The following is a 25,759-nucleotide window of genomic DNA, read 5'->3' as shown; positions in this document are numbered from 1 at the left end:
TGAACACGGCAGCAAATTGACCTGGATTCAGATTTGCTGCGCGTTCGGGTGACCCCTCTCTCGCGTCACCCGGTTGATGGCCGGGTTGTTTCAGCCGGGTCCAAACGGACACAATCCGCAACCATGAACTACGACCCGCGCTACGGCCCGCCGCCCCAGCAGGGGTACCCCCACCCGCAGCAGCCAGGTCCGTATCAGCAGCCACCTCCGGGCCAGTACCCGCAGCAACCGCCTCACCAGGGCGGATACTACGACGAACCACCGCACGGCCGTCGTCGGGACGACAGCAGCGAGAGCATCGCCCACATCATCCGCATCGTCGTGGGCGTAGTCATCGCGATCTTCACGCTGCACGTGCTGTTCGTGGTCTTCGACGCCAATCAGGGAAACGGATTCGTTTCCTTCATTTACACGATGGCGCAGGTCTTCGTTCTCGGCCTCGGCGATGTCTTCACACCCGACGACGAACTCCTCGGAGTCGTCCTCAACTACGCCCTCGCCGCCCTCGTCTGGGCCGTCGGCGGCAAGCTCGTCATCAAGGCCCTCCGCCGCTGACGCCTGACGAGCTGGAAATCCTACGCCTAAAGTGGCAGGGAGAATTTCCACTTATATCGGCTTCCGTTTGCCAGAGGCATTCTGGAACTGCACTCTCCGCGTTGGCGGACTGGTGGTCAATGCACCGCCAGTCCGCCTTCGCAGAGTTCGGGGACGGCCCCGCGAAGCGCCACCACCTCAGCCTCCTGGAGCGCAGCGCCTCGGTCCGCCCGAACGGGTGGATTCGCGCTCACTGGCCGACCCGACCAAACGTCACGTCGGAACGGGCGCTGGCGACGTTCGAGCTGACGAACCGCTCCGGCAGGCCCTGCCTGGTAAGTAACGCAGGTGGTCCCCGCGAAGGCCGTCACACCACGGCAGGGGACGGCCGAAGTGGCCGATCAATTGCCGAGAATCAGCCGCAGATGACGGCAAATCGCACCAAGCAAGGCGAACTTCCCAGGCGCCGTCCACGCAGCTGATCGAAGGTCATGTCAGGCAACGACAAACACTGCCCCCATGGATCGACAATCCGCGGGTTCAGGGTTCGACGATCCCCTGGCGGCCCACCAAGAACCCCAGGTCACACGACTTGGGGTTCTTGCTATTTCGGGTCAGGAGATCCACTGCTGTTCTCTGATCGGGGGGCGCATGCCTCGGATGCAGGCCACCATCTCCAGGGTTCGCCGGGTGGGGAGGACCTGGTGGGAGCGGAACATGATGGCTCCGGCGTGGGCGGCCACCGCGGTGGCCGCGAGGGTGCCGGTGAGGAGCTCGTCCTTGTCGGCGGCGTCCAGGTCGAGGCTTTCGCGGACGAAGGTCTTGTTCGACAGCGCCATCAGCACCGGCCATCCCGCCGCGACGATCTCCTCCACGCGTGCCACCAGTTCCAGGTGGTCGACCGTGTTCTTCCCGTAGCCGGTGCCGTCGATAAGGATGCCTTCGCGGGGAACGCCCTTGGACTCGGCGAGCGCGGCCAAGCGCGTCGTCTCCTCGACGACCGTGGAGACGACGTCGTCGTAGTCCGAGCGGACCGGTTCGGCGCGGGGGTCGCGGTTGGCGTGCGTGCACAGGTACCCGGCGCCGTGATCGGCCGCCACGTCGAGGATCTGCGGGTCGGCGGCGCCCCAGGCGTCGTTGATGATGTCCGCGCCCGCGCGGCAGACCGCGTCGGCCACCTCGTGCCGCCAGGTGTCGACGCTGATCAGCACGTCCGGGTGGTTCTGGTGGGTCCACTCCACCGTCGGGAGCACCCGCCGGATCTCCTCTTCGGTGTCGACCTCGTCGCCGGGGCTCGCGGTCACACCGCCGATGTCGATCACATCGGCGCCCTCCGCGACGGCGCGCTCGACGGCGGCCTTGGCCGCGTCTTCCTCGAAGGTGGAGCCTCGGTCGTAGAACGAATCCGGCGTGCGGTTGACGATCGCCATCACCAACGCCCGGTCCCGAACAACTCGGCGACCGCGGAACACCAGGTCGACCGCGCTGGAGCCAAGATCTCGCAATGCCCGTTCCTTCCTGCGAGGGCCTGGGAAGCCCGATACGGGCAGTTTGCCAGAACGGCCGCGGTGCGAGGAGCGCTCAGCTGTTCGAGACCAGGTAGCGGACCAGCAGGGTGTCGTCCTGCGCGAGCACCGAGGCGAGGCTGAGCCGGGCGGGGTCGATGCCGGCGCCCTTGGCGATCCGGTCCGCCGTCCCGGACACCAGCAGCGGCGAGATCGTCAGCCGCAGCTCGTCGACGGCGCCCGCTTCGAGCAGCGAGCCGAAGAGCCGCGGCCCGCCGTCGCAGTGGATCCGCCGGAGGCCCCGCTGTTGCAGGGCCGCTGTCGCCGCGGCGAGGTCGACCTCGGTCTCACCGGCCAGCACGACCTCCGCACCGGCCGCCTCCCACTGCTCCCGCAGTTCGAGAGGCGCTGAGCCGCTGGTGATCACGATCGTCGGGACCTGGGCGTCGGTGATCACCGGCGCGTCCGGCGGGAGGGTTCGGCCGGTGGTGACGACCGCGATGCGGGGGATCGGCGCCAGACCGTGGCGCTCGCGGAGCTCTGCCTGGTCCTCGTCGGGTTCGATGCCGCGGAACTCCTCGACGACCGCGGTGTTCGACCCGACCAGGATGACGTCGGCCAGCTTGCTCCCCAGCGGGTACACCTCGCGGTCGGCCGCGTTCGTCAGCCCGCCGGAGCGTCCGGCGACCTCGACGGCGCCGTCCGCGCTCGACACGAAGTTCACCGCCAGCCACTTGGACTCGCCCTCGGGATAGCCGTAGAGGCGTTCGAGTTCCGCGCGATCGACGTTCCCCGCCTCGTCGGGCGGCCACAACCGGTACATCAGTCCAGATACCTCACGACGTTCGAGGGCTCGCGCCCGCCGGCGATGCTCGCGACCATTTCCAGGGTGTGCCGGGTCTGCCGAACCTGGTGCGCGCGGAACATGACCGCCCCGGCCTGCGCGGCGAGCGCGGTCGCGGCGAGCGTGCCGGTCACCCGGTCGCCGAGCTCCACGTCGAGCGTTTCGCCCACGACGTTCTTGTTGCTCATCGCCATCAGCACCGGCCATCCGGTGTCGATCAGCTCCGGCAGCCGGCGAAGGATCTCCAGCGACTGGTAGGTGTTCTTGCCGAAGTCGATCGCGGGGTCGATCAGCAGGCCTTCGCGGGGAACGCCGAGCGAAACCGCCTTCTCCGCCAGCTTCGTCGTCTGGTCGATGACGTCGGCGACGACGTCGTCGTAGTGCGGGCGCGACGGATCGGTGCGCGGTTCGAGCCCGCCGGTGTGGGAGCAGACGTATCCGGCGCCGTACTGGGCGGCCACGTCGAGCATCTGCGGGTCGTAGCCCTGCCACGTGTCGTTGAGCAGGTCGGCGCCGGCCTGGCACACGCGGTCGGCGACCTCGTGCCGGTAGGTGTCGATGCTGATGATCAGGTCGGGGAACTCCGCGCGAGTCCACTCCAGGGTCGGGAGAACGCGGCGGATCTCCTCCTCGACCGTCACCTCCGGCCCCGGGCTCGCCGGGATGCCGCCGATGTCCAGGACGTCGGCGCCTTCGGCGACGGCGTCGGCGATGGCTGCCCGTGCCCGGCCTTCCTCGAAGGTGGCGCCGTGGTCGTAGAACGAATCCGGCGTGCGGTTGACGATCGCCATGATCAGAGCTCGATCGCTGACCACCGCTCGACCCCGGAAGGCCAACTCAGGCATCCAGCCCCCTAACTGGGAAAACTCGGCGCGTACCGCTTCTCGCCGAGCCTACCGAACCGCGACCGTTCCGCGGTCCGCTCACCCACCGCCTCCGCGGCCGTTGGCATCGGGCGGTTGCGGTCCGAACCGCCTGTGATCGATGTCGGTTTCACCGGGTCGGTTCGGAGTGAAACCGCCACCGACCGAGCGCGGGCGTGCTTCGATCGACGTCGTGGTGGAGCTGAGCGCGACCGTCCTGGCCGAGCCCGGGGCCGCGGAGCCGCCGGCGGTGTTCGTCCACGGGGTGCTCGCCTGGGGTGACGACGACCGGTACGGGTTCGGGCATCAGCGGGCGCTCGCCGCGCATCGCCGGATCGTGCTGCTCGATCGGCGCGGCCACGGCGGCAGCCCGGACCTGGAGGGGCCGCACCGGACCGACTACGAGGTCGATGCCGCCGACGTCGTCGACGCGCTCGGAGACGGCGCGCACCTGATCGGCCACTCCTACGGAGGCGTGGCGGCGCTGCTGGCCGCCTCCCGGCGCCCCGACCTCGTCCGGTCGCTGTGCCTCATCCAGCCGGGATCGCTGCGCGTCGCCGAGGACCACCCGGCCATCGCGGACCGCCTCGCCCGCAACCGCGCGGCCACCGGCTCGCTGCCGTCGGACATGACCGCCGAGCAATACCTCCGGCTGGCCACCGAGAGCGTCGGCATGCCGACCCCGCCCGCCACACCGCAACGTCTGCGCGCCGCCCGCACCAGCATGGGCGAAAAGCCCTGCTGGGACGCGACGGTCGACCTCGGTCCGATCGCCGACGCGCCCTGGCCGTCGCTGGTCATCGTCGGTGACTGGGCGGGCGCTCCGGACGCCTACCGGCGGCTCGCGGGCGAACCGCTCACCATCGCCGCCCAGGTCCTCGCCGACCGCATCGGCGCAGATCTCCTGACGGTTCCCGGCTTCTACCCCCACGTCCAAGAACCCGACACCGTCAACGACGCGATCCAGAACCTCTGGTCCCGCGCTTGAAGGGAGCCGCACGGCGGCAGTTCGGCCCGCGCGATGTCGTTCGATCCGCGAGGTCGGGAGTGTTCGGGACGTTCTTGCTGCTTACAAAGGGCATCGGGCGATGTGGGCGGGTGGCGTGGGTACTGTGGGGCCGTGATGGAGATCTGGGTGAACCCGCAGTGCTCGAAGTGCCGTTCCGCTGTTGGCGAGCTCGACGCCGCCGGGGCCGGGTACACCGTGCGGCGGTACCTCGAAGACCCTCCGTCCGTCGCCGAGCTCGAAGCCGTGCTGGGGCGGCTCGGTCTGGAACCGTGGGACATCGCGCGGACCGGTGAGGGCGTGGCGAAGGAGCTCGGGCTCCGCGAGCTGCCCAAGGACGCCGAGCACCGCGACGACTGGCTGCGGTTGATGAGCGAGAACCCGAAGCTGATCCAGCGGCCGATCATCACCGCGTCGGAGGGCACCACCGTCGTCGGACGCGACCCGGAATCGGTGAGCCGCGTCCTCGACGCCGAGAAGAACGCCTGACGGCCAAGGGTTTTCGGCGGATCAGTCGCGGCGGCTGAGCCGCTCGCCTACGCGGATGATGCGCTCACCGACGTTGTCGGCGAGACCGCTGGTGGCGTGGGCGACCCGGTCGGCCGCGATCCTGCTCACCGCCGCCGCCTTGATCGCGGTGTCCTCGGTGAACTCCGCCGTCGCGGCACCGGCCTGATCCGCCCAGCCGGCGGCGCGCCCGGAGAACCGCGCGACGTGCTCGGCGGTGTCCTCGCGAACCTGCTCGTAGAACTTCGCGGCCTGCGCGACCGTGCTGTCGACCAGCTTCGAGAACGCTTCGGGAACCGGCATCGCACCCTCCTCCGGAGACGCCGAGAGAACCTGTTACTTCGAGTAACACATTAGGCACATCACACCCCGTCCGCAACGCCGCCGCAGCAGGCCGCGGCGATGGGCCGAACGGAGCAGTGGGACGCGCCTTGGCCGGAGCCCGCTGGGACGTCGGGTCTAGTCCAATGTGGATCCTTTGCCGCCGAGCGTGACGAGCGTCGCTCCGGAGGGGCGCTTGATCGTGCTGAGCAGGGGCTACTTCTTCCCGTAACCGGAAGTTGAGATTCCACGTTGCCCGGGTGATGCCGGACCGCAACCTCGGGCACATAGGATCAAACTCCCAGGGAAGGGATTGCCCGCACGGCCGCTGAGCAGGCGTGAACCTGAATATGCCAAAACCGTTGATGCGGGCAGAAACGGCGCCGATACGTCGGCAACCACTAAGGACAGATACCTATGCTTCAGCAGCGGACGCGACTGTTCGGTTCCATCGCGGGCCTGTGCACCGCCGGCGCACTGCTCGCCGGCTGCGGCGGTGGCGAATCGGCCGAGCACGCGCAGCACCAGCCCGCGCCGCAGGCTCCCGCCCAGGGACAGTCCGCTGCGGGCAAGCAGACCTCCGGGACGTTCGAGAACTTCTCGCCGGCCGCCAAGGCCATCACCTACAAGCCGGACCAGGTGCCGGTGGGTGGGCAGATCAACGTGTCCTCCTCCAACGCCGACGGCAAGAGCAAGGTGACCGTCGAGGTCAAGGGCCTGCAGCCGAACCGCGCCTACGGTGCGCACGTGCACGTCAAGGCGTGCGGCCCGACCGGCGAGGACGCCGGCTCGCACTACCAGGAGAAGGCCGACCCGGTGAAGCCGTCGGTCGACCCGGCCTTCGCCAACCCGCAGAACGAGGTCTGGCTGGACTTCCACACCGACGCCCAGGGCAACGGCACCGCCACCGCCGAGGGCACCTGGGCGCTGGCCACCCGCGATGACGCCCAGTCGGTCGTCATCCACGAGACCCACACCCACTCCGAGCCCGGCAAGGCCGGCTCGGCGGGCGGGCGCCTGGCCTGCATCTCCGCGGACTTCTGAGCCGCCTGAAGCACCGGGAAGGGCACTCGCCGGCAGGCGGGTGCCCTTCCCGCTCTTCCGGCCCGGGAACGACCGCGACGCAGGTCACGGGTGATCGAGGTTCGGCGTCAGGGACAATGGGTGCGATGACCGCTCTGGACCTGCCCGCCGCGACGGGCGCCAAGACGCTGCGGATCGGGCCCCACGAGGTCGATCCGCCGGTGGTGCTCGCGCCCATGGCGGGGATCACCAACGTCGCGTTCCGGCGGCTGTGCCGGGAGTACGGCGCCGGGTTGTACGTGTGCGAGATGATCACCAGCCGCGCGCTGGTGGAACGGCACCCGAAGACGCTGGAAATGATCACCTTCGACGCCGACGAGCACCCGCGCTCGATGCAGCTCTACGGCGTCGACCCGGTGACCATGGGCAAGGCCGTGCGCATGATCGTCGAGGAGGACCTCGCCGATCACGTCGACATGAACTTCGGCTGCCCGGTCCCGAAGGTGACCCGCAAGGGCGGCGGATCGGCGCTGCCGTACAAGCGGCGGCTGTTCGCCGACATCGTGCGCGCCGCCGTCGACGCCGCCGAGCCCGCCGGGATCCCGGTCACCGTGAAGTTCCGCATCGGCATCGACGACGAGCACATCACCTACCTCGACGCCGGTCGCATCGCCGAGGACAACGGTGCCGCCGCCGTCGCGCTGCACGGCCGGACCGCCTCGCAGCGCTACTCCGGCACCGCCGACTGGTCGGCGATCCGCACCCTCAAGGAGCACGTCACCTCCATCCCGGTGCTCGGCAACGGCGACATCTTCAGCGCCGACGACGCGCTGCGGATGGTGGCCGAAACCGGTTGCGACGGCGTGGTCGTCGGCCGCGGCTGCCTCGGACGCCCGTGGCTGTTCCGCGACCTGCAGGCCGCGTTCACCGGACGGCCCGTGCCGGAAGGACCGAACCTGGGCGAGGTCTCGCGCGTGCTGCGGCGTCACGCCGAGCTGCTCGCCGACCACATGGGCGAGGAGAAGGGCCTTCGGGACCTGCGCAAGCACATGTCGCAGTACCTGCGGGGATTCCCCGTGGGATCGGATCTGCGGCACGGTTTCGGGCTCGTCTCCAGCCTCGCGCAGCTCGATGACCTGCTGGCCCGGCTCGACCAGGACGTGCCGTTCCCGGTCGACGCCGAAGGTCCGCGCGGACGTCAGGGATCGGCGGGCAAGGTCGTGCTGCCGGAGGGCTGGCTCGACGATCCCGACGACCTCACCGTGCCCTCGGGCGCGGAGATCGACTCCAGCGGCGGCTGACCCGTGCGAGTGGTCTGGCCGCTCCTGGTCGCGCTGTGCGCGACCGGGTGTGCGACGGCCCCGCAGCAGCCGGACTTCCGCGGCTACTTCGCCGACAACAACGCCGCCGCGACCGCGGGCCCGCAGGCGCAGCAGGAGTTCTTCCACCGCTCGCAGCACCCCGATTTCTCCGACAGCACGTGCGAACTCGGCGATCTCACGGTGCAGCTGGACCCCGCCTGGAGCACGCTGCGGCCGGACCCCGGGTTCACCGCCGACGGCGTGGTCCCGCGCGGCGAGATCTGGGCGATCGGCGTCGAAGTCACCACCCGCGTGAACGGCAGCGCCACCGGTCATCAGATCGGGTCACAACACCTCGTAGTCCTCGACGGGCGGACCTTCGGGTTCGCACCCTGTCCCCAATAACCGAAAATCCAGACATGCGGCCAAGATCACCTCGATACGGTTGCAGAGCGGTGATATGAAACCGACACTGGTTTGCTCGTCCGTGCGGGTGGGTCCGAACCGATTCGCTTCCACATCCGCCCCTCCGCCCGGTACACACCTAGGAGCCGAAGGCTCGGTCTCCGATCGCCGACGTTGTCACCCGATCGCGCGAATTGAGACGTGGGGCGAGTCCAACCGGCATGATCGTTCCGTCAGATGACGACAGCGCGGACGGGAGGTGGTCGACGTGATCCGCAACAGGTACGCCGGGCAAGACCCGCACTCCGGCGGCGGTGACGTGCCGCAACCGCCCACGCCTCGCAGCCGTGAGGAAGTCGCCAACGGCACGGGCATGGCGGAGCTGCACGAGTCCATAGCGCGCCTGCTGGCCTCCCGGGGCCAGTGGCGGCAGGCGTACCACCACCTGCGGTCCGCGCTGGACATGATGTCCTCGGACAAGCCCGCCGTGCCCGAACAGCTGCGCAGCGAGGTCGAACTGCTGCGCAAGGAGCACGCCAAGGCCCGCGAGGAGAGCCTGCGCGACAGCCTCACCGCCAGCTACAACCGTCGCTACCTCGACGAACGGCTCGCGGACCTGGTCACCGAGAACTCGATGACCGGCGAGGGCATGGCCGTGGCCCTGATCGACCTGGACTGGTTCAAGCTGGTCAACGACACCTACGGACACCTGTTCGGGGACCGGGTGCTGCAGCGCGTCGTGGACCTGCTGCAGGAGGCGCTGCCGGACGGCGCGTTCTGCGCCCGCTACGGCGGCGAGGAGTTCGTGCTGGTGCTGCCGCACATCCTGCCCAACTCCGCGGTGCAGGTCTGCGAAGCGGCCCGGCAGCGGGTGGAGCACTTCCCGTGGGAGACCATGGCGCCCGGCCTCGGCGTGACCATCAGCATCGGAATCGTGCACGAGCAGGGAACCGGCGGGCACGTCTCGGGCGAGCAGCAGCTCATCTCGGCCGACGCGCTGCTGTACGCGGCGAAGCGGGCCGGGCGGAACGCCGTCGCGTACCGGAAGGGCGCGGAGGTCCGGTTGGCCGGGGCCGCGGCCGAGCGCGTCACCGAAGCGGGCAGGAGAGCCGCCGGTTACTGATGGCGATCAATCAAGGACACAGGGTGCTTTCAGATTTCACGCATACCCGTCATCTGGCTTAGCACGGTTAGTCGGAACAGACCAGTGAGCCGGTAGGATCGTGCACTGATTGTGAAGAAACTGTCGGCGCTATCGTCAGTTCGGGCGATCAGCCGTACTATCTTTGAGGCGCAACGCGATACATGTCGGGGAGTATCGAGCGCGTCAAGATCCGCAGAACGATGACTGAGGCAGGTTGGGAGGGAACACGCGTGCCGCAAGACCCCCGGCATGGCGACTTCGGGCACCGGCGTACCCGCCCCGACGAGGACGCCGATGCCACCGGTTCGGCAAGTGGTTCCGGGCGTCGCCGACGAGCGTTGTCCGAGGACGGCACGGGTGGCACCCGCGTGATCGACCTGCTGTCCAAGCACGGCAAGGGCCCGGGCACCTCCGGCCACCGCCGCGCCGCTGAACCGCAGCCGCCGTCGGCACCTCAGCCTCAGCAGAAACCTCCGCAGACCGGCCCGCGTCGGGCCGCTCCGCAGGCACCGCCGGAACCTCCGCAGGCGTGGACCTCGCCCGAGCCGACCGGCCGGCGCCCCCGGCAGGCGCCGCCGAGCCGACCGATGCCCACGCCGCCCGCTCCGCCGAACAACCCGGCGCCCCCGGCCGGCTGGACGCCGCCGAGCACCGGCCCGCGGCCCGTGCAGCAGCCGCCGGCAGGCCCGGTGTCCCCGCCTTCCGGTCGCACTCAGCGACCCACCCCGCCACCGCCCGCCGCTCCGGGTGCCGCCGCCGCGTTCGCCGGTGGCGCCGCCGCGCGTCCCGCCCGGCGCAGCCCCGAGCCGCCCGCGGATGAGGCCACCCGGATCAGCCAGGCGCTGAGCACCGACGCCCCGCAGCGCGTCTCACCCCCGTCCGGCCGCAACCCGCGCCCGAACCCCGCGCGCCCGCCCGCCGACATGGACGCCACCACGCAGCACCCGCGGGTGCCGGCGGCCCCGCGGCAGGAGCGGCCCGCGCAGCAGGAGCGGCCCGCGCAGCCCGCCAAACCCACGCCGCCGGCCGAGCAGCAGGCCGAGAAGACCGCGATCGTGGCGCCCGCCGACGGCTACTCCGAGCTCGACGAGTTCGACGACGAAGCCGGCATCGCCGAGGACTTCGGCGACGACGACGATCGCAAGAACGACATCGAGCAGATCGACCTCACGCTCGCCCGGTTCTCCGCGGTGCACGACGAGATCGCCGCCGAAGAGGCCAAGCGCCGCAAGCGCTACGCGTGGCTCCCCGGCAACAAGAAGGAGCCCGAGCTCGGCAGCGACATGCCCTTCGACTTCCGCGACGACCGCGGTGGCGGGTCGCGGATGGAGTGGAAGAAGAAGCAGCGCAAGCGCCGCACGCACCTGATCGTCATGGCCGTGGCGGTCGCCGCGTCGCTGACGGTGTTCCTGTCGCTGGGCTTCGCCTGGGGCGCGACCGCGCTGTTCGGTCCCTCGGCCGTGCTGGCGCTGGACCCGAACTCCTCCGACATCAAGGACGCCGCCGGGCAGGCTGGCGACCAGAACTTCCTCATGATCGGCTCCGACACCCGCGCCGGAGCCAGCGCGTCCGACGGCGTCGGCGACGAGAGCGACGAGCCGGGCGCGCGCTCGGACACCACGATGGTCGCCCACATCCCCGCCGACCGGAGCCGGGTGGAGCTGGTGTCCTTCCCGCGCGACCTGCAGGTGGACCGGCCCGACTGCCAGCGCTGGGACCCCAAGACCGGCAAGTACAGCAACGAGGTCGTCCCGGGCAAGAAGGGCGCGCGCCTCAACGAGGCGTACGCGGTCGGCGGCCCGCTGTGCACCACCAAGGTCATCCAGCAGGTCTCCGGCCTGCGGATGGACAGCTTCCTCGGCATCGACTTCAACGGCTTCAAGTCCATGGTCGACGCCGTGCACGGCGTCGAGATCTGCACCGAGAAGCCCGTCGTGGACTCCACGCTCGGCACGGTCATCCCCGAGGCCGGACGGCACAACCTCACCGGCGACCAGGCCCTGACCTACGTCCGCGCCCGGCACGTCAAGGGCGACCCGACCTCCGACTACGGGCGGATGCAGCGCCAGCAGATGTTCCTGTCATCGCTGCTGCGCAAGACCATGTCCAGCCAGGTGCTGCTGGACCCGCGCAAGCTCAGCGACTTCGTCAAGGCCGTCAGCGCCAACACCTTCGGCGACAACATCGGCGCCGACCGGCTGATGGACCTGGGCCAGCAGCTGCAGGGCCTGGACCCGAACAAGGTCACCTTCGTGACGGTCCCGACCACCGGCTACGCCAACGAAGAGGGCATGGAGGTCCTGCGCGAGGACGCCGCGAAGGCGCTGTTCCAGTCGATGATCGACGACGCGCCGGTGACCACCGACGGGACTCCGCAGAAGGCCGCCCAGTCCACGCCGACCGGCGGTTCGGGCGGTTCCGGTGGCGCGGCCGGCGTTGGCCGGGTGCTGCACCAGCAGCCCGCGGAGCCGGCCCTGCCGGGCGACTCAACCGTGAACGCCGGCACCGAGATCTGCGGCTGACCTGCGGTTATCGCCGGCCTCGAGCTGGTCGATCACGGCGATTTCACCTCCGGTTCACCACAGGTCATTCTGTCCGATTCCGCCGGGAAGTACGCTGGGTGACATGCGCGAGGTCTACCAGGAACAACTAGGCATGCTCACCGACGTTCTCGCCTCGATGTCGGCGATGGTCGGCACGGCGATGGAGCGCGCCACCAAGTCGCTCCTGGAGACCGACCTGAGCCTGGCCGAGCAGGTCATCGACGAGGACTCGCTGGTCGACGAGGCGCGGTCCCGGGCCGAGGAGTACGCCTTCGGGCTGCTTGCCCTGCAGGCCCCGGTGGCCGGTGACCTGCGGAGCGTCATCGCCACCATCCACGCCGCCGAGGACATGGAGCGGATGGGCGACCTCGCCCTGCACGTGGCCAAGGCCGCCCGGCGCCGGCACCCGAACGCCGTGCTGCCGGACGACGTCGCCGCCTACTTCGCGGAGATGGGCCGCATCGCCGTGAAGCTGGCCCACCAGGTCAGCACCGTGATCCGCACCCAGGACGTCGAGGCCGCCCGTCTGCTGGACGAGGTCGACGACGAGATGGACGACCTGCACCGCCACCTGTTCACCGTGCTGATGAGCCCGGACTGGGAGCACGGCGTGGCCACGGCCGTCGACGTGACGCTGCTGGGCCGCTTCTACGAGCGCTTCGCCGACCACGCGGTCGCAGTCGCGCGCCGGGTCGAGTTCATCGTGACCGGAAAGATGCCGTCCCGTTGATCGGTTTCCGCAGCTAGATGACGATCTCGCGCGGAAAGTATTAATAGTCGGTCTCAGCACTCGATGTTGTGATCTTCGTGTGCCATCCTCTTTCGAGTGAGAAGCGACCGAACTCGTACCGATGAGGTGCTCGGTGGGTAAGAGTCCGACCGTGCACCGACGTCGACTGGGAAGTGAACTGCGGCGCCTCCGCGAGATCGCCGGCCGCACGCACCGCGAGGTCGCCGCCCACCTGGACTGCTCGCAGGGCAAGATCAGCCAGATCGAGCTGGGCCGGGTACCGGTGCGCACCTCCGACGTGCGCCTGATGGCCGAGTTCTACGGCGCGGGTGATCAGCTCGACGCGCTCATCGACCTGGCCCAGGACTCCAAGCAGCGCGGCTGGTGGCAGCAGTACCCCAGCACGGCGCTGCGTCCCGGCCTGCAGACCTACCTCGGGCTGGAGACCTCGGCGAAGGCCGTCAGCTGCTTCGGCAGCGACCCGCTGCCCGAGCTGCTGCAGACCACCGACTACACGCGCGCCCTGCTGACCTCCGACTCCCAGGTGTTCACCGACGACGAGATCGCCGAACGCCTCAAGGTGGTCTCCACGCGCCAGCAGCGGCTGCTGGGCGAACACCCCCTGGAGCTGTGGGCGGTCCTCGACGAGTCGGCTCTGCGGCGCCGTGTGGGCGGTCCCGCCGTGATGCGGCAGCAGCTGGAGCACCTGGTGCTGCTGGGCTACCGCCGCAACGTCACCATCCAGGTCCTGCCGTTCAGCAACGGCGGCCACCCGCTGATGGGCGACCGCGCAGCGGTCTTCTCGTTCACCAACGAGGCCGACCCCCAGGTCGTGCACCTCGGCGACTCCGCCAACTCCCGCTTCCTGGACAAGGCCGCGGACACGGCCGACTACCTCAAGGCCTTCGAGCAGGTCTGCACCAACGCCCTCACCCCCAAGGACTCCAGCGCCTTCATCTCCTCCGTTGCCGACGAGCTGCCGGTGTGACGGAACCACGAAAAGCGGGGCCTCCCAAGGGAAGCCCCGCTTTTTTGGAACCGACAGACGTCAGGCAAGCGACGGAGTCGCTTTCTCCGTGCCCGCACCGCTGAGCAGCGGGACCACAGAGCATGTGCCACCGAAGAAGGCTCAGCCGAAGCGGCCGGAGATGTAGTCTTCCGTGGCCTTCTGGGTGGGGTTGGAGAAGATCTTGCCCGTTTCGTCGATCTCCACGAGCTGACCGGGCTCACCGACCGCGCGCAGGTTGAAGAACGCGGTCTGGTCGCTGACGCGGGCGGCCTGCTGCATGTTGTGGGTGACGATGACGATCGTGTAGTCCTGCTTGAGGTGCGAGATCAGGTCTTCGATCGCCAGGGTCGAGATCGGGTCCAGCGCGGAGCAGGGCTCGTCCATCAGCAGCACGTCGGGACGCACGGCGATGGCGCGGGCGATGCACAGGCGCTGCTGCTGACCGCCGGAGAGGCCGCCGCCCGGCTTGTTCAGCCGGTCCTTGACCTCTTCCCACAGGTTCGCGCCGCGCAGGGCCTGCTCGGCGACCTCGTCGAGGTGCGACTTGTTCTTCTCGCCCGCGAGCTTCAGCCCGGCCACCACGTTGTCCCGGATGGACATGGTGGGGAACGGGTTGGCCCGCTGGAAGACCATGCCGATGGTCTTGCGGACCTGCACCGGGTCGACGTTGTCGGCGTAGATGTCCTCACCGTCGAGCATCACCTTGCCCTCGACGCGGGCACCCGGGATGACCTCGTGCATCCGGTTGAGCGACCGCAGCACGGTGGACTTGCCGCAACCGGAGGGACCGATGAACGCGGTGACGCTGCGGGCAGGCACCTGCAGGGTCACGTCCTGCACCGCGTGGAACTTGCCGTAGTGCAGGTTCAGGTCTTTGATGTCGAGACGCTTGGCCATTTCGAAAGTCCCTACTTGGTCTTGATCGCGAAGATCTTGGACAGACCGGTCGCGGCAAGGTTGATCAGCATGATGACGATCACGAGGGTCAGCGCCGCTCCCCACATCCGGTACTCGCCGGCGATGGTTCCGGTGCTGCGCTCCATGAAGATGGTCAGCGGCAGCGACGCCATCTCCCCGTTGAAGAGGTCGAAGTTGATCGCCGAGGAGTACCCGACCAGGATCAGCAGTGGCGCGGTCTCACCGAGCACGCGCGCCAGGCCGAGCATGACACCGGTGACGATGCCCGACAGCGCGGTCGGAAGCACGATCCGCACGATCGTCTTCCACTTCGGCAGGCCCAGCGCGTAGGCCGCCTCGCGCAGTTCGTTCGGCACGATCAGCAGCATCGTCTCGGTGACCCGGACGACGACCGGCAGCATCAGCAGCAGCAGCGACAGCGCCACCGCGAAACCGCTGCGGGTCATGCCGAAGGTGGTGATCCACAGCGCGTAGATGAACAGACCGGCCACGATCGAGGGCAGGCCGCTGAGGATGTCCACCATGAAGGTGGCTGCCTTGGCCAGCTTCGACCGCTGTCCGTACTCGACCAGGTAGACGGCGACCATCACGCCCAGCGGCACCGCGAAGACCAGGCAGACCAGGCCTTCGAAGACCGTGCCGACCAGTGCGTGGTAAACGCCGCCACCGAAGTCGGTGGGCAGCAGGCCCTTGAAGGAGTGCGACCACCAGTCGCCGCTGAGGACGGGCTTGAGCCCGCGTTCGAGCAGCGTCCACAGCACCCACAGCAGCGGGATGACCGCGATCACGAAGGCCGCCGCGAACAGGACGGTGGCCAGGTTGTCCTTGAACTTCCGGCCGAAGCCGATGCTCTGGAAGGCCGGCGCGGTTGCGAGCTGCTCCACGTCGGCAGCGTCGGTCCTCATGACTTCCCCTTAGCGCCGGCCGCACTCTCGATCCAGCGCGCGATCGCGTTGACTGCGAAGGTGATGACGAACAGCACCAGACCGGCCGAGATGTAGGCCCCGACCTGCAGGTTGTTGTTGAACTCCGCGGACCCGAGGGCGATCTTGGAGGCGAAGGTCGCCCCGCTGTCGAAGATGCTGTACCCGGGGGGCGCGGTGGTCGCGCTCAGGATGATGGTCAGCGCCATCGTCTCGCCCAGCGCGCGACCGAGGCCGAGCATCGAGCCGCCGACGAAGCCGTTGCGGCCGAAGGGCCACACCGTGGTCTTGATGACCTCCCAGCGGGTGGCACCGAGCGCCAGCGCGCCTTCGATCTGCGCGTCCGGGGTGCGGGCGAAGACCTCGCGGGTCACACCGGTGATCGTCGGGATGATCATCACCGCGAGCACGATCCCGGCGGTGAACACGTTCGCCCCGGAGTCGACCTGGGCGATGTTGCCCTGGCCGAAGATCGGGATCCAGCCCAGCGTCTCGTTCAGCCAGTTCGACACCGGCTTGAGGAACGGCCCCAGCACCAGGAATCCCCAGAGGCCGTAGACGACCGAGGGCACCGCGGCCAGCAGGTCGACGATGTAGGCGAACGGGCGGGCCAGGTTCTTCGGCGCGTAGCGGGTGAGGAACAGGGCGATCCCGCCGGACAGCGGCATCGCAATGACCAGCGCGACCACGGAGCTGGCGATGGTGATCCACGCGAGGTCGAAGATCCCGAAGCTCATGTTCGCCGGATCCCGGGTGTCCCACTCCCGGCTGAACAGGAAGTTCACGTGGTTCACCTGCAGCGCCGGAACCGCCCGGATGAGCAGGAAGATCGCGATCGCGGCGATCACCGCCACCACGAACGCGCCGGACGCGGTGGCGAGCGAGGAGAACACCTTGTCGCCGACGCGGGAGGACTTGCCCGCTGTCTTCTCTGGAGCGGAAATGGGGGCCTCCGGTCCGGAACTGGGCGCCGAAACGCCCCGCTGGGCACCGGTGGTGCCCGCGGGGCGCGTGGCGGCTCTCGTCGAGTCGGTCACTGCTGTTTGCAGCCTCTCATCTAATCCGTTGGACCAGGGGCCCGCCCGGGGTGCGGGCGGGCCCGGTCACTCTCACGAGATGGCGTTGACGGCCTGGAGGACCCTGCCCTTGAAAGCCTCGGGCAGCGGGACGTAACCCGCCTTCTCCAGCTCCTGCGGGTTGGCGTTGGCCGCCACGGTCAGGAACGCCTTGACCGCCTTGGCGGTCTCCGGGTCGTAGCCCTTCGAGCAGACGATCTCGTAGGTGTTCAGGACGATCGGGTAGACGCCCGCGGCCTTGTTGCCGTAGATCGACTCGAGGTCGACCTTCAGGTCGTTGCCCTCGCCCTCGATCTTGGCGCCCTCGATGGCCTTGCCGACGTTGGCGGTGTTGAGCTCGACCGGGCCGGCGCCGCTGTCGATCTTGGCGATGCCCAGGCCCAGGTTCTTCGGGAAGGACCACTCGACGTAGGTGAAGCCGCCCTCGGTGGCCTTGACCGACTGCGCGACCTGGTCGGAGCCGTCGCGGCCCTGACCGACGCCCTGCCCGCCCTGGAAGGTCTTGCCCTCACCGGCGAACGCGCCGCCGGTGGCGGTCTTGAGGTACTTCTGGAAGTTCTCGGTGGTGCCCGACTCGTCCGAGCGGAAGAACGGGACGATGTCGATCGACGGCAGCTGAGCGTTGGGGTTCAGCGCCTTGACCGCCGGGTCGTCCCACTTCTTGATCTCACCCTTGTAGATCTTGGCGATCACGTCGGGGTTGAGGGTCAGGTCGGAGACGCCGGGGATGTTGTAGGACATCGCGACGGGACCGAACACCATCGGCAGGTTCCAGGCCGGGTTGCCCTGGCAGCGCTCGGCGGCCTTGGCGACCTCGCCCTTCTCCTCCTTCAGCGGGGAGTCGGAGCCGCCGAAGTCGATCTGGCCGGCGGTGAAGGCGGCGACGCCCTTGCCGGATCCGGACTTGGTGTAGTTCACCGTCTGGTTGGCGCACTTGAGGCCGTAGTCGCGCGCGAAGACGTCGACCGCGTTCTTCTGCGCCGACGAGCCCTCACCGGAGATCGGCTTGGTGCCGCACTCGACCTGCAGGCCGTCGAGAGCCGGGTTGCCACCGCCCTGCGGGACGTTCTGGTCCGAGCCGCAGCCGGCGAGCACGAGCGCGCCCGCGGCGACGACGGCCATCGCAGCGCTGTGCCGCTTGATTCTCACTTCGTTCCTCCACCCAAGGGACAAACTGCCGGGCGCGGCGGAGCCACGCAGGCTCGTGCTTCATGCCGCTTGGGGCTGACGCTAAGCAGCGCGGATGGACTGTCCTCGCCATCCAAGTGAACGCGAAGTGAACAAGGCACGCTTAGTAAGCGGGGACACACCCCAACGGGCGAGCAGGAGGCAGAACTTCCGCTCATACCGTGACTCACAGCATTCTCGGCTCAGCGTCCGAATTGCACGTCGCTGTCCCACTTGGCGAAGCCCAACCGCTGGTAGACCTTCACCGCCGGAACGTTGTCGGCTTCGACGTAGAGGATGACTCGACTACGCCCGGTATCACGGAGGTGACGAAGGCCGACCACGGTCAGTGACTTCCCCAGGCCACCGCCTTGCGCGTGCGGATCGACCCCGACGACGTAGACCTCGCCGGTCCCGTCGGGGTGCACCTTCGTCCAGTGGAACCCCAGGAGCTCGCCGGAGGAGTCGACCGCCAGGAAGAAGCCCTCCGGGTCGAACCAGTCCTCCTTCGCCTTGGCGCGCACGTCCGCCTCGGTCATGTCGCCCTGCTCCGGGTGCCAGACGAACGCGCGGTGGTTGACCCGGACCACGTCGGCCTCGTCCTTGCCGGGCCGGAAGGTGCGGATGGTCACGCCCTCCGGCGGCTGCGCCTCGGGCAGCTCCGGCTCGCCCAGCTCGCGGCCCATCCGCCACAGCTCGCGCGGCCGGTGGAAGCCGTAGCGCTCGGACAGCCGCAGCGCACCCGGGTGCTCGCCGTGCGACCAGATCCGCAGCCGCCCGGTGTCGGCGTCGGGCTCGGCACCCAGATCGGCGCGCTCCAGCAGCGCCTCGACGAGCCGGGTGCCCGCGCCGAGCCTCCGGTGCTCGGGGTGGACGGCGAGCTCGGCGACCAGCTGGCCCGAACCGGCCTCGTGCTCGGTGTCCAGGTGCGCGTAACCGGTCAGCACGCCGCCGGAGTCGCGGACGATGAAGTGCTCGGACCGCACGTCGGCCTGCACCGGCTCGATCTGGTGGACGACGTCGCGGTGGGCCTTGAGCCGCAGGATCACGTGCTCGCCGACCGGAGCGACACCGTCGGCCTTCTCGGTCTCGGCGAGCAGGCCCATCACCTCGGCCGTCTCGCTGTCGTCCAGTCCATTACGCCAAGTCAGCTGCACACCCACGACCCTACCCACGCGCACGCGACGAAGCCCCCGATCGTCAAGATCGAGGGCTTCGTCGTTGATCTCGCGGTTACGCGTTGATGCTCCGGAAGTCCGCCGCTTCCGCGGCCTCGGCAGCGGCGGCCTCGGCTTCCGCGACCTCGGCGGCCAGCGGGGAGGTCGAACCTCCGCGGTTCGGGCGGACGAACTTGTAGCCCACGTTGCGCACGGTGCCGATCATCGAGTCGTGCTCCGGGCCGAGCTTGGCGCGCAGCCGCCGGACGTGCACGTCGACGGTGCGGGTGCCGCCGAAGAAGTCGTAGCCCCAGACCTCCTGCAGCAGCTGGGCGCGGGTGAACACCCGGCCCGCGTGACCGGCCAGGTACTTCAGCAGCTCGAACTCCTTGTAGGTCAGTTCGAGCGCCCGGCCGCGCAGCCGGGCGGTGTAGGTGGCCTCCTCGATGACCAGGTCGCCGACGCTCAGCGAACCGTCGCCGGTCGAGGACGACTCGGTGCGGCGGGACACCAGCAGGCGCAGCCGGGCGTCGATCTCGGCCGGCCCGGTGGTCGGCAGCAGGATGTCGTCGACCCCCCACTCGGCGTTGACGGTCACCAGACCGCCCTCGTTGACCAGGGCGATCACCGGGGCGTCACCGGCGGCGAGCAGGCGGCACAGGTCGCGGGCGCCGGCGAGGTCGGTGCGGGCGTCGACGATGACCACGTCGTGCGCGCCACCCGACAGGATCGCCCCGGGGTCCGCGGGCAGGACTCGCACCCGGTGCGGCAGCAGCGCCAGCGACGGAAGGACCTCGTCGCAATCGGATTCACCGGTCAGCAGGAGCAGCTCGGAGCTCATCTGGGGCCTCCATCTCCAGGCGAGAACGACCGACGGCCGTGAACCGGCCATCACCCGCAGTCATCGGATGACTTGGCGTCGTTGCCTGTGGATGGCAAGGAGAATAACCGACATGCGACGGAAAAACCCAGGTCCAACCGAGGGCATCACATTTGTGAACAGCAGCGCACCGCATGTTTCACGGGTGTTTCGAGATCGCCCGGTCACGTTGCGCGCCGAAGACGGAACCCGGCTGCGCGGCGTTCTGCACCCCGGCCCGGGGCTCCCGGCGCCCCTGGGTTTCGTCGTCGGTCACGGCTTCACCAACCACATCCGCAAGCCCGGCGTGCGCAGAGTCCTGGAACGGCTCGCCACGCACGGGCCGGTGCTGGCGACGGACTTCCGCGGCCACGGCCGCTCCGGCGGCCGGACCACCGTCGGCCCGAACGAGGCCATGGACATCGACGTCGCCGTCGCGCACCTGCGCGCGGCCGGGTGCGCGCGCGTGGTCACGGTCGGCTTCTCCCTCGGAGGATCGGTCGTGCTCCGGCAGGCCGCGCTGGGGTCCCCGCCGGACGCGGTGATCTCGGTGAGCAGCCCGGCGCGCTGGTTCGTGCGCGACACCCCCGCGATGCGCAGGGTCCACTGGCTGCTCGAACAACCCCACGGGCGGTTGAGCGCCCGCCTGCTCGGCGTGCGGCTGGCCGGACCGTGGCCCCGGGTTCCGGTGTCGCCGATCGAACTCGCCACCCGCATCGAGGTGCCGCAGCTGATCGTGCACGGTGCCGAGGATCACTACTTCCCACCGGCCGACGCGCGCGCCCTCAGCGAGGCGGGCGGAGCGGAGTTCTGGCTGGTCGAGGGCATGCGGCACGCTGAGAGCTCGACCACCCCGGAGCTGGTGGACCAGATCGCGGCGTGGGCGGTGGATACAGTGGGACCGCCCGATCGAGCCCGGTCGGGCTCCCGGCGCCCCGACAGAACGGACCGCGCGGAGTGAAGAAGCTCGCGATCACCCTCGTCCTCGTCATCGGCCTCCTGGTCGCCGCCGACTTCGGCTCGGCCGCGTTCGCCGAGTACCAGGTGTCGAAGAAGGTCGCCCAGCAGCTCAAGCTGCCGGAGCAGCCCGAAGTCGCGATCAACGGCTTCCCGTTCCTGACCCAGGTCGCCGCGGGCAACTACCGCGACGTGCAGCTGGTGGCCAACTCGGTGCCGGTCGAGCCGTTCAACGAGGTGGGCATCGAGGCCGACCTGCACGGCGTGAAGGTCGCGACCTCGGAGGTCATCGCGGGCACCGCCGAGCAGTTCACCGTCGACCAGCTGGTGGGCCGGGTGAAGCTGAAGGCCTCCGACGTCGCGCGACTAATCGGCATCCAGGACCTGACCATCGAACCCGCGGCCCCGGACGCGCTCGCCGACGACGACGGCAACATCAGCGAGTCCGACAAGCGGCTGGCCGAGGGCGGCGACGACCAGCGCGCCCCGCTGCAGCTCGACGGCACCGTCAACATCGCGGGCTCGGACAACAAGGTCCGGGTGATCGCGGTGCTGTCGCTGGTCAACGGCAAGATGGAGATCGAGCCGCGCAAGCTGGAGCTGAACAACAGCGCGCTGGGGCCGATCGACCTGCCGCCGATCTTCGAGCAGTCGGTGCTCAAGCAGTTCAACACCACCCTCGACCCTGGGATGCTGCCCTTCGAGGTGCAGCCCACGGCGGTGCGCGCCGAGCGCGGCGCGCTGGTCATCGAGGGCACCGCGGAGAACGTCACGATCAACGGCAACGGGGTGACCACGGGATGAGCCCAGGTGTGATCGCACTGCTGATCGTCGTGCCGGTGGCCCTCGTGCTCGGGCTGATCTGGCAGGCCAGGCAGGGCAAGGTGCGCAAGAGCGGCGGCGAGGAGATCGTGACCGACAACTTCCCGGACGGGCTCAGGCAGCGGCTCGCCGACGCCCCCGAACCGGACGCGAAGGTGACGCTGCTGCAGCTGTCGACCACCTTCTGCCAGCCGTGCCGGCACGCCCGCATCCTGCTGGCCGACTTCGCGGGCAAGACCAGCGACGTCCGCCACGTCGAGGTCGACCTCACCGACCACCCCGAGTGGTCCACGCCGCTGCGCGTCCACAGCACCCCGACGACCCTGGTCCTCGACCACGCGGGCCGGGAGCTGTTCCGCGTCGGCGGCGTCCCCCGCCCGCAGGCCCTCTCCGAGGCGATCCAGCCGCACCTGTGAGGCGCCCCGCGCGACGTGGGCGGAACAGCCCAACCCGTCCCACTGTATGAACGTTCTTCCCGACGATCGGTCTGTCCGGGTAACCTCCGACTCGTGCATGTACTGCTGACCCGAAGGCGCGCGGTTGATCTCTGCCGCGTGGGTAGCAGCCTGTGTTGATGGCACTGACCGGGCGGTAGTACGCGTTCCAAGCACGGCCTCGTCATGCCCTCATGACCCTCGCCGGCGCGCGCCCTCCGCCTGACGGACTCGGCAGACCCAGTCCACATCGTCAGGAGGCCCTCGAAAGATGTCTGTCACGACGCTCGACCCACGCGGGGTCAGGTTCACCGCAGCGATGACCAGCGTGATCCTCGCGTTGGGCCTGGTCACCACGAGCTGGCGTGTCATGGCGGCCCAGATGGTTCTGTTCGGTCTGTGCGCGTTCATCGGAATGCAGCTCAACCCGTGGGGCGCGCTGTACCGGACCACCGTGCAGCCCAAGCTCGCACCGGTCGCGCCGGAAGAGCGCGAGGACCCCGCACCCGTTCGCTTCTCGCAAGGAGTGGGCTTCGTCTTCACCCTCGTGGCCACCATCGGCTACGCGGCGGACCTGACCACTCTCGGCATCGCGGCAAACGCCTTAGCCCTGGTGGCGGCACTGCTCAACGCGGTGTTCGGCTACTGCCTCGGTTGCCAGATGTACCTGGTGCTCCGCCGGTTCGCGCCGGCCGGGGCGTCCACAACCGACTGACCAAGTTCGAAGATCAACGAAGGAGTCGCTCGATGAGCCGCGCAGAGGTCCTGGTCTCCACCGAGTGGGCCGAAGAGAACCTGAACACCGCCGGGGTGGTGTTCGCCGAGGTGGACGAGGACACCACCGCCTACGACGGCGGCCACATCCCCGGGGCCATCAAGCTGGACTGGAAGAACGACCTGCAGGACCCGGTCCGTCGTGACTTCGTCGACCGCGAGGGCTTCGAGAAGCTGCTGTCCGCCAAGGGCATCGGCAACGACGACACCGTGGTGCTCTACGGCGGCAACAACAACTGGTTCGCCGCCTACGCCTACTGGTACTTCAAGCTCTACGGCCACAGCGACGTCAAGCTGATCGACGGTGGCCGCAAGAAGTGGGAGCTCGACGGCCGCGAGCTGACCAAGGACGAGCCGACCAAGGCCGCGACCACCTACAAGGCCCAGGAGCCGGACACTTCGATCCGCGCCTTCCGGGACGAGGTCGTCGACGCCATCGGCACCAAGAACCTCGTCGACGTGCGCTCGCCCGACGAGTTCTCCGGCAAGCTGCTGGCCCCGGCGCACCTGCCGCAGGAGGCCGCGCAGCGCGGTGGCCACATCCCCAGCGCGATCAACGTGCCGTGGAGCAAGGCCGCGAACGAGGACGGCACCTTCCGCTCCGACGAGGAGCTCAAGGAGATCTACGGCGAGGCCGGGCTGGACACCGGCAAGGACACCATCGCCTACTGCCGCATCGGCGAGCGCTCCTCGCACACCTGGTTCGTGCTGCGCGAGCTGCTCGGCCACCAGAACGTGAAGAACTACGACGGTTCCTGGACCGAGTACGGCTCGCTGATCGGCGTGCCGATCGAGAACCCGTCCGGCGCCTGATCACCCCGGTAACACCGAGCAAGGAGTTTGTGTCATGAGTGGATGCGGAGCGCCGCAGCAGTCGGCAACCGCGGTCGACGAGGCCACTGACCAGGTCGTCGTGGCCGGCAAGGTGCGAGCCGGGGAGTCGCCCGTCGGCGGGGCTTTCGTCCGCCTGCTGGACTCCTCCGGCGAGTTCACCGCCGAGGTCGTCACCTCCGAGGAGGGCGACTTCCGGTTCTACGCGGCTCCGGGTGACTGGACCGTCCGCGCGCTGCACCGCAGCGGCAAGGGCGAGTCCACGGTCTCCCCGACGGGCACCGGCGTCCACGCCGTGGACATCGCGGTCGCCTGACCTGCGCAGCAGAAGGGCCGGCACCTCTCGAGGTGCCGGCCCTTCTGCTGTCTCAGACCTTGCGGGAGCGCAGCAGCGCGAAGGCCCGCTCGTCGCGGTCCGGGGTCCGGGGGTCCGAGTCCTCCTGGCAGCCGACCGTGGTGAAGTCGACGACGTCCCAGCCCGTCCGGTCGAAGATCCGGCGGAGACCGGTCTCGCTGAAGATCCAGAAGTTGGTGGCGTCGTTGTTGGCCTCGGCCGGGTCCAGCAGGTAGGCGACGGGCTGGTCGGCGATGCGCGTGCCGTCCGGGGTGACCTGGGCGATGCGGGTCGAGACGAAGCACAGCTCGGCGCGCTCGGCCAGGCGCTCCAGCACCAGGAACGGGTTCTTCAGGTGGTAGAGCAGGCCGAGGAAGAACACCGCGCCGTAGCGCTCGGCGGGCAGCCGGAACTGGGCGTCCAGGTCGATCTCGTGCACCTGCGCGCGCGACGGCAGCTCCTCGACCAAGCGCCGGGCGCCGCGCAGGCCGTTGAAGTTGGTGGGCGCGTTGTCGATCAGGTCGACCTCGCAGCCCAGCTCGTCCTCCAGGAAGAACCCGAAATCGCCGTCGGCGGCACCGATGTCGGCGATGCGGGTGCCCGCGATGCTGTCGAACACCTGCCGCTGCGGCCCGCTGAGCAGGGCGTCCAGGTGGAAGATGTTGGCCATCGTGTCGTACGGGTACCAACCGAAGTCGGCCGGCGCGATCTTGTCCTTGCGGGCCAGCAGCTCCTCGCGGTAGGCCAGCGCGCGCTCGCGCAGCGTCTCGAAGTCCATGTGATCCTCGTCCCGGCTCTGACGTTCCTGGTGTTCAGCGGCCTGTTCCCGCCGCTCACCACGCCGATCATGCCGCACGCCACACTCCGCCGGGACGTCGCCGTGGTTATCCTTCCTCCGTGGAACTCCTCGACTTTCTGCACTACGGCCTCGTCACGCTCGTCGGACTCGCTGCGGTCGCGACCATCTGGTTCGCCTTCTACGTCGTGTACCGCCTGTACAACGACTGATGACGGCCTCGTTGTAGCCTCGATGCGATGACTGCAACGCCGAACGAACCGCAGCCGGGCAGCGGCGATGCCGCAGTTGCCGCGGCGGCGGAACGAGCCAAGATCACCCGGGAACTCAACCTCCCGGAGTTCGACGACCTCCCGGGCGAGGGCGACACCGCGAACCTGCGGCTGGGCCCCTCGCTCGATGACGCCTGCCTGTCGCTGCTGCCGCTGGTCGGCGTGTGGCGCGGCGAGGGCGAGGCTTCGCACCCGTCGCTGGAGGAGACCTTCCGGTTCATCCAGCAGGTGACGATCTCGCACGACGGTCGCCCGTTCCTCATGTACTCCAGCCGCGCGTGGCGGCTGGACGGCGAGGGCGGCAACGTCGTGGCGCCCGCGTTCCGCGAGACCGGCTTCCTGCGCCCGCAGCCCGACGACACCATCGAGCTCATGCTGATGCACTCGACGGGCGTCTCGGAGCTGTTCATCGGGCAGCCGCGCAACACCACGACCTGGGAGTTCGGCACCGACGCGGTGCTGCGCACCCCCACGGGCGAGGACGTCACCGCCGCCAGCCGCCTCTACGGCGTCGTCGACGGAGCCCTCGCCTACGTCGAGGAGCGAGCCACCTCGGAGCACGAACTCCAGCCGCGCCTCTCGGCCAAGCTCGACCGAGTCGCTGGCTGACGGACGTCAGGCAAGCGCCGAAGGCGCTTCCTCGGTGCCCCACCTGAGCAACTCGCACCGCCGCGGGTTCTCAGACGTCTTCTGGCGAGGACAGC

General features: G+C 69.1%; 29 protein-coding genes. 18 read left to right on the top strand and 11 right to left on the bottom strand.

Annotation, left to right across the window (positions count from 1 at the left end; all coding sequences use genetic code 11):
- The first annotated feature begins 123 nt into the window (after positions 1 to 123).
- Positions 124 to 555 carry a hypothetical protein gene (locus tag KBO27_RS33365; protein WP_246536094.1) on the top strand — a complete coding sequence of 144 codons (432 nt, stop codon included), beginning with the start codon at positions 124 to 126 and terminating at the stop codon, positions 553 to 555.
- A 593-nt stretch (positions 556 to 1,148) separates the two neighbouring features.
- Here the strand turns inward: KBO27_RS33365 and folP (KBO27_RS01640) are convergent.
- From folP (KBO27_RS01640) to folP (KBO27_RS01630), 3 genes are all read right to left on the bottom strand, one after another.
- Positions 1,149 to 1,964 (bottom strand): dihydropteroate synthase, encoded by an 816-nt coding sequence (folP, locus tag KBO27_RS01640; RefSeq protein ID WP_132672094.1) that lies wholly within the window; start codon positions 1,962 to 1,964, stop codon positions 1,149 to 1,151.
- A gap of 151 nt (positions 1,965 to 2,115) precedes the next feature.
- On the bottom strand, positions 2,116 to 2,862 hold the full coding sequence (locus tag KBO27_RS01635) for a dihydrofolate reductase family protein (protein WP_210968210.1): 747 nt from the start codon (positions 2,860 to 2,862) through the stop codon (positions 2,116 to 2,118).
- Positions 2,862 to 3,728 (bottom strand): dihydropteroate synthase, encoded by an 867-nt coding sequence (folP, locus tag KBO27_RS01630; RefSeq protein WP_210968209.1) that lies wholly within the window; start codon positions 3,726 to 3,728, stop codon positions 2,862 to 2,864. Before folP (KBO27_RS01630) ends, KBO27_RS01635 begins: the two co-directional genes overlap by 1 nt.
- Before the next feature lie 211 nt (positions 3,729 to 3,939).
- Between folP (KBO27_RS01630) and KBO27_RS01625 the strand changes: the two genes are divergently transcribed.
- Both KBO27_RS01625 and KBO27_RS01620 read left to right on the top strand, forming a co-directional pair.
- Positions 3,940 to 4,734, top strand: a complete 795-nt coding sequence (locus KBO27_RS01625; protein ID WP_210968208.1) for an alpha/beta fold hydrolase — start codon at positions 3,940 to 3,942, stop codon at positions 4,732 to 4,734.
- A 135-nt stretch (positions 4,735 to 4,869) separates the two neighbouring features.
- Positions 4,870 to 5,241 carry an ArsC/Spx/MgsR family protein gene (locus KBO27_RS01620; RefSeq protein ID WP_210968611.1) on the top strand — a complete coding sequence of 124 codons (372 nt, stop codon included), beginning with the start codon at positions 4,870 to 4,872 and terminating at the stop codon, positions 5,239 to 5,241.
- Positions 5,242 to 5,262: 21 nt separating this feature from the next.
- On the opposite strand, the gene KBO27_RS01615 is transcribed toward KBO27_RS01620, so the two are convergent.
- Positions 5,263 to 5,562, bottom strand: coding sequence for a hypothetical protein (locus KBO27_RS01615; RefSeq protein ID WP_210968207.1), 300 nt, complete (start codon positions 5,560 to 5,562; stop codon positions 5,263 to 5,265).
- A gap of 435 nt (positions 5,563 to 5,997) precedes the next feature.
- On the opposite strand from KBO27_RS01615, the gene KBO27_RS01610 reads away from it, so the two are divergent.
- From KBO27_RS01610 to KBO27_RS01580, 7 genes are all read left to right on the top strand, one after another.
- Positions 5,998 to 6,624 (top strand): superoxide dismutase family protein, encoded by a 627-nt coding sequence (locus tag KBO27_RS01610; RefSeq protein WP_132671926.1) that lies wholly within the window; start codon positions 5,998 to 6,000, stop codon positions 6,622 to 6,624.
- A gap of 125 nt (positions 6,625 to 6,749) precedes the next feature.
- The gene (gene dusB / locus KBO27_RS01605) at positions 6,750 to 7,904 is read left to right on the top strand and encodes a tRNA dihydrouridine synthase DusB (RefSeq protein WP_210968206.1); all 1,155 of its coding nucleotides are present in this window, start codon (positions 6,750 to 6,752) and stop codon (positions 7,902 to 7,904) included.
- Positions 7,905 to 7,907: 3 nt separating this feature from the next.
- On the top strand, positions 7,908 to 8,309 hold the full coding sequence (locus KBO27_RS01600; protein WP_210968205.1) for a hypothetical protein: 402 nt from the start codon (positions 7,908 to 7,910) through the stop codon (positions 8,307 to 8,309).
- Between the two features lie 268 nt (positions 8,310 to 8,577).
- Positions 8,578 to 9,432, top strand: a complete 855-nt coding sequence (locus tag KBO27_RS01595; RefSeq protein WP_372448810.1) for a GGDEF domain-containing protein — start codon at positions 8,578 to 8,580, stop codon at positions 9,430 to 9,432.
- Between the two features lie 251 nt (positions 9,433 to 9,683).
- Positions 9,684 to 11,975: an LCP family protein gene (locus KBO27_RS01590; RefSeq protein WP_307870192.1), complete on the top strand. Its 2,292-nt coding sequence runs from the start codon at positions 9,684 to 9,686 to the stop codon at positions 11,973 to 11,975.
- Positions 11,976 to 12,078: 103 nt separating this feature from the next.
- Complete coding sequence (gene phoU, locus KBO27_RS01585) at positions 12,079 to 12,726, top strand: phosphate signaling complex protein PhoU (protein ID WP_210968204.1); 648 nt, start codon at positions 12,079 to 12,081, stop codon at positions 12,724 to 12,726.
- A gap of 133 nt (positions 12,727 to 12,859) precedes the next feature.
- Positions 12,860 to 13,714 (top strand): helix-turn-helix domain-containing protein, encoded by an 855-nt coding sequence (locus KBO27_RS01580; protein ID WP_307870191.1) that lies wholly within the window; start codon positions 12,860 to 12,862, stop codon positions 13,712 to 13,714.
- Between the two features lie 141 nt (positions 13,715 to 13,855).
- Here the strand turns inward: KBO27_RS01580 and pstB are convergent, their stop codons facing one another.
- The 6 genes from pstB to KBO27_RS01550 all read right to left on the bottom strand — a co-directional run bounded on the left by pstB (position 13,856) and on the right by KBO27_RS01550 (position 19,817).
- Entirely contained in the window at positions 13,856 to 14,632 is a 777-nt protein-coding gene (gene pstB / locus KBO27_RS01575; RefSeq protein WP_132621701.1) for a phosphate ABC transporter ATP-binding protein PstB, read from the bottom strand.
- Between the two features lie 11 nt (positions 14,633 to 14,643).
- Positions 14,644 to 15,558, bottom strand: a complete 915-nt coding sequence (gene pstA / locus KBO27_RS01570) for a phosphate ABC transporter permease PstA (protein WP_210968203.1) — start codon at positions 15,556 to 15,558, stop codon at positions 14,644 to 14,646.
- On the bottom strand, positions 15,555 to 16,520 hold the full coding sequence (gene pstC, locus KBO27_RS01565) for a phosphate ABC transporter permease subunit PstC (protein WP_307870227.1): 966 nt from the start codon (positions 16,518 to 16,520) through the stop codon (positions 15,555 to 15,557). Before pstC ends, pstA begins: the two co-directional genes overlap by 4 nt.
- Positions 16,521 to 16,685: 165 nt before the next feature.
- Positions 16,686 to 17,801: a phosphate ABC transporter substrate-binding protein PstS gene (pstS, locus tag KBO27_RS01560; RefSeq protein WP_210968201.1), complete on the bottom strand. Its 1,116-nt coding sequence runs from the start codon at positions 17,799 to 17,801 to the stop codon at positions 16,686 to 16,688.
- Positions 17,802 to 18,022: 221 nt separating this feature from the next.
- Positions 18,023 to 18,970, bottom strand: a complete 948-nt coding sequence (gene mshD, locus KBO27_RS01555; protein ID WP_281420618.1) for a mycothiol synthase — start codon at positions 18,968 to 18,970, stop codon at positions 18,023 to 18,025.
- A gap of 82 nt (positions 18,971 to 19,052) precedes the next feature.
- A complete protein-coding gene (locus KBO27_RS01550) occupies positions 19,053 to 19,817 on the bottom strand; it encodes a winged helix-turn-helix transcriptional regulator (RefSeq protein ID WP_210968199.1) in 765 nt (254 codons plus the stop codon).
- Between the two features lie 184 nt (positions 19,818 to 20,001).
- Between KBO27_RS01550 and KBO27_RS01545 the strand changes: the two genes are divergently transcribed.
- The 7 genes from KBO27_RS01545 (at position 20,002) to KBO27_RS01520 (ending at position 23,969) form a co-directional block, all read left to right on the top strand.
- On the top strand, positions 20,002 to 20,796 hold the full coding sequence (locus KBO27_RS01545; protein WP_307870190.1) for an alpha/beta hydrolase: 795 nt from the start codon (positions 20,002 to 20,004) through the stop codon (positions 20,794 to 20,796).
- Positions 20,793 to 21,596, top strand: coding sequence for an LmeA family phospholipid-binding protein (locus KBO27_RS01540; RefSeq protein ID WP_210968197.1), 804 nt, complete (start codon positions 20,793 to 20,795; stop codon positions 21,594 to 21,596). The genes KBO27_RS01545 and KBO27_RS01540 overlap by 4 nt, the downstream gene beginning before the upstream one ends.
- Positions 21,593 to 22,030, top strand: coding sequence for a TlpA family protein disulfide reductase (locus KBO27_RS01535; protein WP_210968196.1), 438 nt, complete (start codon positions 21,593 to 21,595; stop codon positions 22,028 to 22,030). Before KBO27_RS01540 ends, KBO27_RS01535 begins: the two co-directional genes overlap by 4 nt.
- A gap of 15 nt (positions 22,031 to 22,045) precedes the next feature.
- Complete coding sequence (locus KBO27_RS34745; protein WP_372448809.1) at positions 22,046 to 22,189, top strand: putative leader peptide; 144 nt, start codon at positions 22,046 to 22,048, stop codon at positions 22,187 to 22,189.
- A 130-nt stretch (positions 22,190 to 22,319) separates the two neighbouring features.
- Entirely contained in the window at positions 22,320 to 22,763 is a 444-nt protein-coding gene (locus tag KBO27_RS01530; RefSeq protein WP_210968195.1) for a DUF4395 domain-containing protein, read from the top strand.
- A 32-nt stretch (positions 22,764 to 22,795) separates the two neighbouring features.
- Complete coding sequence (locus KBO27_RS01525; RefSeq protein WP_210968194.1) at positions 22,796 to 23,635, top strand: sulfurtransferase; 840 nt, start codon at positions 22,796 to 22,798, stop codon at positions 23,633 to 23,635.
- A gap of 34 nt (positions 23,636 to 23,669) precedes the next feature.
- Positions 23,670 to 23,969, top strand: coding sequence for a DUF1416 domain-containing protein (locus KBO27_RS01520; RefSeq protein ID WP_132671939.1), 300 nt, complete (start codon positions 23,670 to 23,672; stop codon positions 23,967 to 23,969).
- A 52-nt stretch (positions 23,970 to 24,021) separates the two neighbouring features.
- On the opposite strand, the gene KBO27_RS01515 is transcribed toward KBO27_RS01520, so the two are convergent.
- Positions 24,022 to 24,765, bottom strand: coding sequence for a class I SAM-dependent methyltransferase (locus KBO27_RS01515; RefSeq protein ID WP_210968193.1), 744 nt, complete (start codon positions 24,763 to 24,765; stop codon positions 24,022 to 24,024).
- A gap of 257 nt (positions 24,766 to 25,022) precedes the next feature.
- Here KBO27_RS01515 and KBO27_RS01510 point away from each other — a divergent pair, with 257 nt between their 5' ends.
- On the top strand, positions 25,023 to 25,664 hold the full coding sequence (locus tag KBO27_RS01510) for a heme-binding beta-barrel domain-containing protein (protein ID WP_210968192.1): 642 nt from the start codon (positions 25,023 to 25,025) through the stop codon (positions 25,662 to 25,664).
- The last annotated feature ends 95 nt before the right edge of the window (positions 25,665 to 25,759 follow it).

The sequence above is a fragment of the Saccharopolyspora endophytica genome (assembly GCF_018070075.1).
GTDB classification, from domain to species: Bacteria; Actinomycetota; Actinomycetes; order Mycobacteriales; family Pseudonocardiaceae; genus Saccharopolyspora; species Saccharopolyspora endophytica.
This window is presented reverse-complemented; position numbering and strand designations above follow the sequence as displayed.